Consider the following 12,068-nt stretch of genomic DNA (forward strand, 5'->3'; position numbering starts at 1 on the left):
TCAGCTACGACGCAGCCGCGAGGCGACGATCGGGATGACGATTGCTGCGGCGACGAGGTGGGTCAGCATCAGCGTCAGCTTGGTGTCGATCGCGGCATTCACGACCGCGTCAGGGACGAGCGATAACGCGGTCAGCGCGACCGTCGTCCGGACGAACACCAGGCGGGGGTTGCGTGCCCAACGGCGCAGCGCCGCGGCAAGCACGATGCCGATCGCAGCGAAAATCACTGTCAGCTGGGCGAATCCTGCGAGCGGGATCTGCTGACCTTCGATGGCGAGGGAGACGCCGGCGGTATGAGCAACTGCGGCAACGGCGGTCGTCGCGGCTGCGGCTCCGACGGCGGCCAATGCAGCGGGACGCCAGAATGCCGGTGCGGCAACATCGGAGCGGACGGCGGAAGCGGTGTGTGCGATGGCGGTCATGTCGATCTCCTGTTGGTGGTGCGGCAACCTTTTGTTGCCTCTCAGCAGTTCCACGAACAGGTCGGACCCGATACGACAGCCTCGACAGACTTTCTTCGAATTCTTAGGTAACGAGTCGGTCACGCCGCCGAGTCAGGTACGCACGCTCCGCCACATTCTGGGTCGCGTCGATCGCGGCGTCGTACGCCGACCGCGCGTCTGCGCTTCGCCCCAGTCTGCGCAGCATCTCGGCACGGGCCGCGTGCCAGGAGTGATAGCGGTCGAGTGCCAGTTTGTCGATGATGGCCAGCCCGACGTCCGGACCGTCGAGCTCGGCGACGGCGACCGCCCGATTGAGTGCGACGACCGGCGTCGGCGCGACGGCATACAGCTGGTCGTAGAGCGCGACGATCTGATTCCACTCGGTGTCGCGCGCGTCGCGAGCGTCGGTGTGGACAGCATTGATCGCGGCCAACAGCTGATAGTGCCCTGGTCGGGACTTGTTCGCCGCGACACTGGCCAGGCACTCGCGGACCAGCGCGTGACCTTCGGTGATGAGTGTCCGATCCCAACCTGAGCGGTCCTGCTCGTCGAGCATCACCAGATCCCCGCCACGGACTCGAGCGGCCCTGCGCGCCTCGGTCAGCAGCATGAGGGCCAGCAAGCCCGCGACTTCGCCGTCGTCAGGCAACAGTTGCCGCAGGATGCGACCCAGTCGGATCGCCTCGGCGGTCAGGTCGGCGCGGATGGGATTCTCGCCGGCACCCGCGAGGTAGCCCTCGTTGAAGACCAGATAGATGACGGCGAGAACGCCGCCCAACCGGTCGGTGACGTCGTCCTGGTCGGGCACGCGGAACGGAATCTTCGCGGCCTTGATCTTGGCTTTCGCGCGGGTGATGCGTTGCGCCATAGTCGTTTCGGCGACGAAGAAGGCGCTCGCTATCTCCTCGACCGTGAGCCCGCCGAGCAGCCGCAAGGTCAGAGCAACGCGCGCCTCCGGAGCGAGGGCCGGGTGAGCGCAGGTGAACATGAGCCGCAGACGGTCGTCTTCGACCAGTCCTGTGGGCTCGTGCGGGGTGGGGTCTTCGATGATCATGGCTGCCTGATGCTTGGTGTCGCGCAGGGAATCGCGGCGAATCCGGTCGATGGCCCGGTGAGCAGCAGTAGTCGTCAACCAGCCACCCGGGTTGGGCGGGATGCCATCGACCGGCCACCGCTCGATGGCGACGATCAAGGCCTCCCCCGCCGCGTCCTCGGCGATGTCGAGATCGCCGAAGCGTCGGGCGAGAGAGGCGACCACCCGGCCGTACTCCTCGCGATAGATCCGAGCGATCTCGCCGCGTGAGTCGTCTGTCATGCGTCGTCGAAGGACCGGATCTCGAGCCGTGCACCGCACGCCTTCGACGCTCGCGCCGCGATCTTCAGGACTGCGTCGAGATCAGGGGCTTCAACAACCCAGAACCCGCCGAGGAACTCTTTGGTCTCGAGGAACGGTCCGTCGGTGACGATGACATCGCTGCCCCGGTTATCCACCACCGTCGCTTCCTCGGGACGTCCGAGGCCGCCGGCGAAAACCCACGAGCCCTCGGCCTTCAACTCCTCGTTGAACACACCCGTTGCGTCCCACGACTTTTCCTTTTCCTCTTGTGGGAGGTCGTACACGCTCTCGTCGACGATCACGGAAATCAGGTACTGAGCCATAGCGGAATCCTCTCATCGGTGACGACCGTTCGGTGCGTCTCTACCACCTCCACGAACGGACCAAACCCAATACGACAGCCTCCTCGAAATTAACTCAGGTGGCCCGTATCGGCACTCGATACGGCCATCAGCCCTGGCGGCGATCGTGCGCGGACGCTATCTTCAACCACACGCGAGGTGGTGGACATGCTGACCCGATCGGGCTTTGTACTCCCGGCCAGGACGACGAAACCGTCGGACTGGGCCGAGATGCTGCGCGAGCATTTCGTAGCGTTGGATGTCGCCGATTTCGACGGCGAGCATTTCACCGGCGCGGTGCAGTCGTCCGACGTGGCGCACCTGAAGGTGGCGACAGTGCAGTCGACCGAGCAACGTATCGGTCGCAGCCGGGGCCTCATCCGATCCGACGACAGCGACTATCTGCAGATCGGAATGATCCGTCGCGGACGCGCGCGGGTCACCCAGGACGGTCGCGAATGCTTGCTCACCCCTGGGGATTTCGTGCTGTACGACACCACACGACCGTTCGACTGGCGGTTCGAGGGACATCCCGACGACGACTCCTGGAACCTCGAGGTCTTCACCTGGAAGAGAAACGCCCTCGCGTTCAGCGAGCCGGAGATCCGAAACCTCACGGCCATCGCGTTCGACGGCCGGGCCGGCGTCAGCGGTCTTCTGGGGCGCTTCCTGCACGACGTCGTGACGATCAGGAACTCTCCGGACGCCGCTGGAGTAGGTGATTGTGCGATCGTCGACGAGGTCGGCGATCTCGTGCACGCGATCATGCGCAGCCTTGTCGTACCGACCCGATCCGTGGGCGCCGATCTGTACGCTGCCGCGATCTCGGCGATCGACGAACGGCTCGCTGATCCGCAGCTTTCTCCGACCGATATCGCTGTAGCCCTGCGGATTTCGACTAGGCAGCTGCATCGGATGTTCGCCGACCAGACCGCGACCGTGTCGCGCACGATACGAATGCGGCGCCTGGAACGCTGCCGCCGCGAGATGGTCGCACCCGCAGCCGCAAGTCGAACGCTGCAACAGATATCGAGTCACTACGGTTTCACAGATCTCACCATCTTCAGCCGCGCGTTCAAACAGCAGTACGGGATGAGTCCGCGCGAGTACAGGGCGATGGCAACCGGCTCGTAGCCGCCCTGCCCTGGACGAAAGTTGTCGCCGAGGGCCAACAAGTAGGCGCTGTGCGCCAAGTCGGTGACCGCTAGCGCCGATAGCTTTGGGTCAGTCGGAAGTTGACTTCCGATCCACGAATCCCGAACAGCCCGAACGTTGTTCAGCCCAGAACTCGGAGCGCTTCCCATGGAATCCGCAATCGATACACATCTCGTCTGCCCGCGCGCGTTGTCGCGGCGTGTCCCCGACAATTACGAGCCCCCGTTCCCAATGTGGGTGGGCCGAGCCGATGAACAGGTCACGCAGGTGACGATGGCCTACCTCGGCGTCCAGTACCGCGGCGACGCGCAGCGACCCGCCGCCTTGCAGGCGATGCGTCATCTCGTCGACAGTTTCGGCCTCGCCGACGGTCCCGTGCACCACGATCTGACCCACCACACCGACAAGCAGGGTTACGACAACCTGATGATCGTCGGCTACTGGCGAGACCCCGCTGCGCATTGTCGCTGGTTGCGGTCACCGGCCGTCGCGAATTGGTGGTCCTCGCAAGACCGACTCTCTGAGGGACTCGGGTTCTTCCGCGAGATCGTCTCCCCCCGCGTCGAGCAGTTCGAAACCCTCTATGCATTCCAGGACACGCTTCCCGGAGTCGGCGCCGTGATGGACGGCGTCAGCGGCGACATCAACGAACACGGCTACTGGGGGTCGATGCGCGAACGGTTCCCGATCGCCCAAACAGACTGGATGCAACCCGTCGGCGACTTACGTATCGTCGCCGGAAATCCAGTCGACGGCGGACGTGTCGTGGTTGCGGGCCACGACAACATCGCGTTGATCCGGTCCGGACAGGACTGGATCGACACCGATGCAGCCGAACGCGCTCTATACCTCGACGAACTGCTGCCAACCCTGCACGCGGGCATGGATTTTCTGCGTGACAACGGCGAATCTGTGGGTTGCTACAGCAACCGATTCGTTCGCTCCATCGATCTGGACGGCAACTTCCTCGACGAGAGCTACAACATCGGCCACTGGCGCTCACTCGACAAACTCGAGCGTTGGGCCGAATCCCATCCAACGCACTTGCGAATCTTCACCAAATTCTTCCAAGTGGTCACGGGTCTGACGAAACTTCGTCTCTACCATGAGGTTTCGGTATCCGATGCGCGGAGCCAGGTGTTCGAATACATCAACTGTCACCCACAGACAGGCATGCTGCGTGACGCACACCAGGAGTGCCTCCGATGACAGTCGAGCGACCCAATGCCGACCTGATCGATTCTGCAGCAGAACATTTCGGCTTCACACTCGATGCCGACTCGCGCGCGGAATTCGTCGGACTCGTCGACGGTGCACTGGGGTCCTACGACGTGGTCGATGCGTTGTACGCAGAAGCTGCGCCGTCGACTCCGGTTCGCGGCCACGAGTTTCCACCAGTCGATCGAAATCCGTTGGGCGCCTGGTATGTCACGACTTCGATCGCTGCCGAGTCACCGAGCGGACCACTCGCCGGCCTCCGCGTTGCAATCAAGGACAACGTCGCGGTGGCAGGTGTGCCGATGATGAACGGCTCACTGGCTTTGGAGGGCTTCCTTCCTTCACGAGATGCGACCGTGGTAACACGGCTCATCGGTGCCGGCGCCACGGTGTCGGGCAAAGCGGTATGCGAGGACTTGTGTTTCTCGGGTTCGAGCTTCACACCGGCGACTGGTCCGGTACGCAACCCGTGGAACCCGGCCAGGGAAGCCGGGGGCTCGTCGGGTGGTAGCGCAGCGCTGGTTGCCAACGGCGATGTGGATCTCGCGATCGGCGGCGACCAGGGCGGCTCCATCCGTATCCCCGCCTCGTTCTGCGGCGTGGTCGGCCACAAGCCGACCTTCGGCCTGGTGCCGTACACCGGCGCCTTCCCGATCGAGCGAACCATCGACCACCTCGGCCCGATCGCACGGACCGTCGCCGACGCGGCACGAATGCTATCGGTGATCGCGGGGCGTGACGGCAACGATCCGCGCCAACCGGAGGGCCTCGAGGTTGGCGACTATGTGTCCAGCCTCGCCGCCGGAGTCGAGGGACTCCGTATCGGTGTCGTCGCAGAGGGATTCGGCCACGAGGTCTCCCAGGCAGAAGTCGAAGAGGTAGTTCGTGCGGCTGTGGCGCGGTTCGGCGAGGCCGGCGCAGTGGTCGAATCCGTCAGCATTCCATGGCACCGGAACGCATTTCACGTCTGGAATGTGATTGCCACCGACGGTGGTGCGTATCAGATGCTCGACGGAAACGGCTACGGACTGAACGCCGAGGGACTCTACGATCCCGAGCAGATGGCCTACTTCGCGAAACAACGCGTTACGCACGCTGATGAACTTTCCGAGACCGTGAAACTCGTTGCTCTGTGCGGCCACCACGGAGTGAAGACGTTGGGCGGCGCAAGCTACGGCAAAGCCCGCAACCTGGTGCCGACGGCACGCGCGGCGTACGACGCGGCGCTGGCACGGTACGACGTGCTCGTGATGCCGACGCTGCCCTACGTCGCCTCGGAGCTACCCGCGCCCGATGTCGACCGCGCGACCTATGTGACCAAAGCACTCGGAATGATTGCCAACACAGCACCTTTCGACGTAACCGGGCATCCCGCATTGTCGGTGCCTGCCGGACTCGTCGACGGGCTTCCCGCCGGAATGATGATCGTCGGCAAACGCTTCGACGACGCCACAGTGTTGCGGGTAGGGCACACATTCGAACAAATTCGCGGTGAGTTCCCCTCGCCGACATCGGCTTCACGTCGGCTCGCGCGCGTCTGAAGCGCCCCTTTTCAGCCCCAACAGAAAGGTCAGCCCATGTCCGTCATGATCGAACATGATCAGCACATCACCAACGCCCCAGGCGTTCCCGAGCAAGCCCCCGCTCGCGACCGCGCGTGGGCCTTACACGAGGCGCTCAACAGCAAGGGCCATGTACCCGACGGGTACGCCGAAAACTGGAAGAAGACATTCGAAGAGGACTTCACCCCTCGCAAGGGCGCGGAACTCGTCGCTCGGGCCTGGACCGACCCAGAGTTCCGTGAGCTGCTGCTCACCGACGGAACCGCGGCAGTCGGCCAGTACGGCTACCTCGGCCCCCAGGGCGAGTACATCACTGCCCTCGAAGACACACCGACCCTGAAGAACGTCATCGTGTGCTCGCTGTGCTCCTGCACGGCCTGGCCCATCCTCGGCCTGCCGCCGACTTGGTACAAGAGCTTCGAGTACCGGGCACGCGTCGTCCGGGAGCCCCGCAAGGTGCTCGAGGAAATGGGCACCACACTCCCTGAAGACGTGACGGTCAAGGTCGTCGACACCACAGCCGAAACCCGCTTCATGGTGTTGCCTGTGCGACCCGCAGGCACCGAAGGGTGGACCGCACAGCAGCTTCAACAGATCGTCACCAAGGACGTCTTGATCGGCGTCGCAGTACCTCAGGTCCCCTGAACCACAACGCATTCGAAAGGAAACACACCATGGATGGAGTACACGACCTCGGCGGAAAGCAGGGGTTCGCCACAGTCGACCACAAGATCAACGAGTACGAGCATGGTCAGACCTACTCGGACCCATTTCACTCCGACTGGGAACACCTGCCGTACAGCCTGTTCTTTCTCGGCGTCGCCGAAATGGGCAAGTTCAGCGTCGACGAAGTCCGCCACGTCGTCGAACGCATTGCGCCCGTGCACTATTTGGTGACGCCGTATTACGAGCGCTACGCAATCGGTGTGGCCACGTTGATGGTCGAGACCGGGGTTCTGACCCAAGCCGAACTCGAAGCCTTTGCCGGCGGCCCGTTCCCGCTCGCACTCCCGGTCACGTCACCAGGTCGGCCCGCGCGCTCGGACAATCACGTCTACAACGTTGGTGACACCGTCCGCGTGCGCGACGAATACTTCGCCGGTCACATCCGCATGCCGGCGTACTGCCGGGGCCGCACCGGTGTGATACGCCACCGCACCGGCGAAAAGTGGCCGCTCCCAGACGCAATCGGCCACGGCCGGACCGACGGTGGCGCCGAACCGACCTACCACGTCGAGTTCACCGGCAAGGAACTGTTCGGCTCGGACACCGACGCCGACGCCGTCATGGTCGACCTGTTCGAGGGCTACCTCGAACCTGCCGGCGCCTGAACCTTTTTCACCAGATCTCCGGTAGCGGGTATGCCTGACTTCGTTGTCCATACCCGCTACCGGCTACCACTCCCCCGCCAGAGAGGCTCACCGCCATGGCTGACACCCGCCTGCCTGTCACAGTGCTGTCCGGCTTCCTCGGTGCTGGCAAGACCACTCTCCTCAACCAGATCTTGCGTAACCGAGAGGGCCGACGTGTCGCGGTCATCGTCAACGACATGAGTGAGATCAACATCGACAGCGCTGAAGTCGAGCGAGAGATAACGCTCAGCCGCTCCCAGGAAAAGCTCGTCGAGATGACCAACGGCTGCATTTGCTGCACTCTGCGCGAAGACTTGCTCGCCGAGATCAGCGCGCTCGCAGCCGCGGGCCGATTCGACTACCTCCTCATCGAATCCTCCGGCATCTCCGAACCTCTTCCCGTGGCAGAGACTTTCACGTTCATCGACACCAACGGTCGCGCGCTGGCGGACATTGCGCGACTCGACACGATGGTGACCGTCGTCGACGGCTACAGCTTCTTGCGTGACTATCGCACCGGTGGAGAGGTCGATGCCGAAGCGCCCGAAGATCAGCGTGATATCTCTGATCTCTTGGTCGATCAGATCGAATTCGCCGATATCATCCTCGTCAGTAAGACCGACCTCATCTCTGAGAGCCAGGTCAACGAATTGACCGCCGTGTTGCGCTCGCTGAATGCTGCTGCCCAGATCGTGCCGATGACCCACGGCATCCTTCCGCTCGACACGATCATGAACACCGGGCTGTTCTCGCTCGAAAAGGCGGCGCGGTCGCCGGGGTGGCTGAAAGAACTCCAAGGCGAGCACACACCGGAAACCGAAGAATATGGAGTCAGCTCGGTCGTCTACCGGGAGCGCGCGCCATTCCATCCGCAACGCCTGCACGAATTCCTCAGTGGCGACTGGACCAACGGAAACCTGCTGCGGGCGAAGGGTTATTTCTGGAACGCTGCCCGCTTCACCGAAATCGGCAGCATTTCGCAGGCCGGCCACCTCATCCGGCACGGCTATGTCGGGCGTTGGTGGAAATTCCTGCCAGACGACATGTGGCCCGGGGACGACTACCGCCGCAACGGCATCCTCGACAAATGGGAAGAACCCGTCGGCGACTGCCGTCAAGAGCTGGTCTTCATCGGCCAAGGAATCGACGCCGAGACTTTGCGCCATGAGCTCGACGCGTGCCTGCTGACCACCGACGAAATCCGCCTCGGCACCGACACCTGGACCAGCTGGAACGATCCGCTATCAGCCGCGACGTAAGGCGCTACCCGTGACCCATGTCGGTACTCAGCAAGGCCGCGGCTTCGAGTACACACGGAACCGCGTGGGCACGAAACCCTTCCGGGGTGTTGCGTGCCGTCGATGTCGAGCAGGCGATGACACCGACGACGGCGCCGCTCGCGTCGCGGACCGGAGCTGCCACCGAGATCAGCCCCTGTTCCAGTTCTTCGGACGTGAGCGCGTAGCCCTGCTCGCGGACTTTCGCCAACTCGTCTTGTAGCTGCTCGACCGTGGTGATCGTGCCTGCAACGAGCTTGTCGAATGGCGCCTGAGCGAGCACCGGGCCCAGCTGCTCCGGCGTCCCCCACGCGAGCAGCGCCCGACCCATCGATGTGGCGTACGCAGGCACCCGCGTGCCGACCGAGACGTTGATGCTCATGATCCGCCGAACAGGCACGCGAGCGGCGTAGACGACGTCGGTCCCGTCGAGGACACCGAGTGACGCCGACTCCTGCGTCGACTCCGCGACCTTCAGCAACCGCGGCATCGCCGCCTCCAGCAGTGTGTGGGTGGCCGAGTAGTGCTGGCCGATGCTGAGCACGCGAGGAGTCAACGACCACCTGCCATTGGACCCGGCGACATAGCCGAGCCGTTGCAGCGTCAGCAGAATCCGGCGCACCGCAGGCCGCGAAAGCCCTGTCTGCGTTGCGACTTCGGCGAGCGATGGGTTCGGGTGCTCGGCGTCGAAAGCCAGCAACACAGCAAATCCGCGCTCGATGCTCTGCACGTAGTCGCGGTCGTTGTCGATCTGCTCGCTCATTTCTAGCCGCCTCGATGGTTGACAACAGGTTGTGAGAGCGCGCACAGTTGTGTGTACGCAGTGCGTATTGATTGTACGCAGAGCGTACACCTAAAAGCTACAGCCCAGCCCCAGGAGAATTCTGATGACCACTCTCGAATCGCCGACCGCCGTCGGCTCCGGAACCGCAGCCACCGACAAGTTCAAGAACGAGCGCGTGTCTGCCGATACCTCCCCGGAGCGCCTGGCAGCGATCGCCAAAGACGCGCTGGGCGCCTTGCACAAGGTGATTCTCGACCACAACGTCACCTACCCCGAGTACCGCGTCTTCAAGCAGTGGCTCATCGACGTCGGCGAAGGCGGCGAATGGCCGTTGTTCCTCGACGTCTTCATCGAGCACGCAGTCGAAGAGGTTCTTGCGCGCAGCCGCAAGGGCACCAAGGGCAGCATCGAGGGTCCGTACTACCTCGCCGACGCACCGGAACTGCCCTCGGTCTGCACCCTGCCGATGCGCGAAGAAGACAAGAAGATCACCCCCCTGGTGTTCAGCGGTCAGGTGACCGATCTCGACGGCAATGGCCTCGGCGGTGCCGTCGTCGAGTTGTGGCACGCAGACAACGACGGCTTCTACTCCGGTTTCGCGCCGCATCTGCCCGACTGGAACCTACGCGGCAAGATCATCACCGATGACGAGGGTCGCTACGAAGTCACCACCATTCAGCCTGCGCCGTACCAGATTCCGACCGACGGACCCACCGGCCAATTCATCGAAGCACAGCACGGCCACCCGTGGCGGCCCGCACACCTGCATCTCATCGTGTCGGCGCCCGGCAAGGAATCCGTCACCACGCAGCTGTACTTCAGCGGCGGCGAATGGCTCGACAGCGACGTCGCATCTGCGACCAAGCCGGAGCTCATCCTCGATCCGAAGCCAGCGGCCGACGGCAAGAACTACGTGACGTACAACTTCGCACTGGATCCGGCGTGACGCACGACCTGACGATCGTCGGCGTCGAGACGACGATCCTCGACGTCCCGCTCGTCCGGCCGCACAAATTCGCGACCACCTCGATGACGGCGCAACCACTGTTGCTTGTCGCCGTCAGGACAGCCGCCGGAGCGATCGGGTACGGCGAGGGCGTCGTTCCCGGCGGTCCTTGGTGGGGTGGCGAATCCGTCGAGACCATGCAGGCGCTCGTCGAGAAGTACATGGCGCCGGTACTTTTGGGCAGGCGCGCCGACAATATCACCGCGATCATGCGGGATATCGAAAGAGTCGTCGCGTCAGCACAATTCGCAAAAGCAGGCGTCGAGATCGCATTGCACGACGCCTGGGCTCGCTCCCTCGACGTACCGGTACACACGCTGCTCGGTGGCGCCTTCCGCCGCAGCATCGACGTCACCTGGGCGCTCGGCGCGGCACCGGCTGCAGAGATCATCGACGAAGCGAACGAGATACTCGACGCGCGTAGACATTTCAGTTTCAAGCTCAAAATGGGCGCGCTCGATCCGGAGACCGACACCCGTCGCGTCGTCGAGATCACCGAAGCACTGCAGGGCAAAGCCGGCGTGCGCGTGGATATCAATGCGCGCTGGGACCGGCTCACGGCACTGAAGTACTTGCCGCGCTTGGCAGCCGGTGGCGTCGAGCTGATCGAGCAGCCGACTCCCGGTGACCAGATCGAGGTACTGGCCGAACTGAACCGCCTGCTGCCGATCCCCGTGATGGCAGACGAAAGCGTGCAGTCACCGCACGACGCGCTCGAGGTGGTCCGGCAGCGGGCAGCCGACGTCATCGCGATCAAGACGACCAAGCTCGGCGGTCTGCGCCGTAGTCGCGAGACCGTCGCCGTCGCAAGGGCTGCCGGTCTGGCGTGCCATGGCGCGACATCGATCGAAGGACCGATCGGCACCGCCGCGTCGATTCACTTCGCCTGCGCCGAACCTGGCATCGACTTCGGCTCGGAGTTGTTCGGGCCGTTGCTGTTCGAAGAAGAATTGCTCATCCGACCGCTGCAGTATTCCGAAGGTCAGGTCCAGCTGCCGGACGGTCCGGGCCTGGGCGTGGAGCTGAACATGGATGCGGTCAAGACCTGGAGCCGAAACTGATGGCCATGTTTCACGTCCGCATGGACGTCTCGATCCCCCTCGACCTCGATCCGGCGGTCCGCGTCGACACGCTCGCTCGGGAGAAGGCCTACTCGCAGGACCTGCAACGGCAGGGCAAGTGGGTCCACATCTGGCGAGTGGTCGGCAAGTACAGCAACATCAGCATCTTCGATGTCGAATCACCCGACGAACTGCACGAAATTCTTTGGAATTTACCGCTTTTCGCATACATGACGGTGGAGGTCACGCCGCTCACAACGCACCCGAGCGCCATACCCTCGTGAGTCTTTTTGGGCTCTACTGACTTATCCGTGGGTCTCTGCCGGGTAGTTGGGGTCGGGCACCGCCGAGGCTGAGCATCGCCAGCGCGACGACGGCTTCGGGGGTGTGAAACCCGAAGCCGCGTCGGGTGATCAACCGGATCTTGGTGTTGACCGACTCGACGCGGCCGTTGGACATGTTGTGTTCGATCGACGCCAGAATCTGCGGCCGGTGTTTGACGATGGTCTTCTGCAAGGCCACAAAGGCCGGG

Annotated in this window: 14 protein-coding genes; 9 read left to right on the top strand and 5 right to left on the bottom strand. The window is 63.5% G+C overall.

Features of this window, described 5'->3' with window-relative positions:
- From FGL95_RS31545 to FGL95_RS31555, 3 genes are all read right to left on the bottom strand, one after another.
- Nucleotides 1-423 (bottom strand): DUF6069 family protein, encoded by a 423-nt coding sequence (locus FGL95_RS31545; RefSeq protein ID WP_169594875.1) that lies wholly within the window; start codon nt 421-423, stop codon nt 1-3.
- A gap of 103 nt (nt 424-526) precedes the next feature.
- Nucleotides 527-1,759, bottom strand: coding sequence for an RNA polymerase sigma factor (locus FGL95_RS31550; protein WP_169594877.1), 1,233 nt, complete (start codon nt 1,757-1,759; stop codon nt 527-529).
- Nucleotides 1,756-2,103, bottom strand: a complete 348-nt coding sequence (locus FGL95_RS31555) for a YciI family protein (RefSeq protein ID WP_169594878.1) — start codon at nt 2,101-2,103, stop codon at nt 1,756-1,758. The genes FGL95_RS31550 and FGL95_RS31555 overlap by 4 nt, the downstream gene beginning before the upstream one ends.
- A 186-nt stretch (nt 2,104-2,289) precedes the next feature.
- Here FGL95_RS31555 and FGL95_RS31560 point away from each other — a divergent pair, with 186 nt between their 5' ends.
- The 6 genes from FGL95_RS31560 to FGL95_RS31585 all read left to right on the top strand — a co-directional run bounded on the left by FGL95_RS31560 (nt 2,290) and on the right by FGL95_RS31585 (nt 8,667).
- A complete protein-coding gene (locus FGL95_RS31560; RefSeq protein ID WP_169594880.1) occupies nt 2,290-3,255 on the top strand; it encodes an AraC-like ligand-binding domain-containing protein in 966 nt (321 codons plus the stop codon).
- A 168-nt stretch (nt 3,256-3,423) separates the two neighbouring features.
- Nucleotides 3,424-4,485 carry an aliphatic aldoxime dehydratase gene (oxdA, locus tag FGL95_RS31565; protein WP_169594882.1) on the top strand — a complete coding sequence of 354 codons (1,062 nt, stop codon included), beginning with the start codon at nt 3,424-3,426 and terminating at the stop codon, nt 4,483-4,485.
- A complete protein-coding gene (locus FGL95_RS31570) occupies nt 4,482-6,035 on the top strand; it encodes an amidase (protein WP_169594883.1) in 1,554 nt (517 codons plus the stop codon). Before oxdA ends, FGL95_RS31570 begins: the two co-directional genes overlap by 4 nt.
- A 36-nt stretch (nt 6,036-6,071) precedes the next feature.
- The gene (gene nthA / locus FGL95_RS31575) at nt 6,072-6,701 is read left to right on the top strand and encodes a nitrile hydratase subunit alpha (protein WP_169594885.1); all 630 of its coding nucleotides are present in this window, start codon (nt 6,072-6,074) and stop codon (nt 6,699-6,701) included.
- Between the two features lie 29 nt (nt 6,702-6,730).
- Nucleotides 6,731-7,387: a nitrile hydratase subunit beta gene (gene nthB, locus FGL95_RS31580; RefSeq protein ID WP_169594886.1), complete on the top strand. Its 657-nt coding sequence runs from the start codon at nt 6,731-6,733 to the stop codon at nt 7,385-7,387.
- A gap of 95 nt (nt 7,388-7,482) precedes the next feature.
- Nucleotides 7,483-8,667: a GTP-binding protein gene (locus tag FGL95_RS31585; protein WP_169594888.1), complete on the top strand. Its 1,185-nt coding sequence runs from the start codon at nt 7,483-7,485 to the stop codon at nt 8,665-8,667.
- Nucleotides 8,668-8,671: 4 nt separating this feature from the next.
- Here FGL95_RS31585 and FGL95_RS31590 read toward each other — a convergent pair whose 3' ends face one another.
- Nucleotides 8,672-9,448 carry an IclR family transcriptional regulator domain-containing protein gene (locus tag FGL95_RS31590; RefSeq protein WP_169594890.1) on the bottom strand — a complete coding sequence of 259 codons (777 nt, stop codon included), beginning with the start codon at nt 9,446-9,448 and terminating at the stop codon, nt 8,672-8,674.
- Nucleotides 9,449-9,572: 124 nt separating this feature from the next.
- Here FGL95_RS31590 and catA point away from each other — a divergent pair, with 124 nt between their 5' ends.
- From catA to catC, 3 genes are read left to right on the top strand one after another with little or no spacing between them, the layout of a single operon-like run.
- Nucleotides 9,573-10,415: a catechol 1,2-dioxygenase gene (gene catA / locus FGL95_RS31595; RefSeq protein ID WP_169594892.1), complete on the top strand. Its 843-nt coding sequence runs from the start codon at nt 9,573-9,575 to the stop codon at nt 10,413-10,415.
- Entirely contained in the window at nt 10,412-11,536 is a 1,125-nt protein-coding gene (locus tag FGL95_RS31600; protein ID WP_338080109.1) for a muconate/chloromuconate family cycloisomerase, read from the top strand. The genes catA and FGL95_RS31600 overlap by 4 nt, the downstream gene beginning before the upstream one ends.
- Nucleotides 11,536-11,820, top strand: coding sequence for a muconolactone Delta-isomerase (gene catC, locus FGL95_RS31605; protein WP_169594896.1), 285 nt, complete (start codon nt 11,536-11,538; stop codon nt 11,818-11,820). The genes FGL95_RS31600 and catC overlap by 1 nt, the downstream gene beginning before the upstream one ends.
- A gap of 13 nt (nt 11,821-11,833) precedes the next feature.
- Here catC and FGL95_RS31610 read toward each other — a convergent pair.
- The coding region (locus FGL95_RS31610; RefSeq protein ID WP_206072511.1) for a transposase at nt 11,834-12,068 on the bottom strand (235 nt) is incomplete at its 5' end.

The sequence above is a fragment of the Antrihabitans stalactiti genome, from assembly GCF_012932915.1.
In the GTDB taxonomy this organism is placed as follows: Bacteria; Actinomycetota; Actinomycetes; order Mycobacteriales; family Mycobacteriaceae; genus Antrihabitans; species Antrihabitans stalactiti.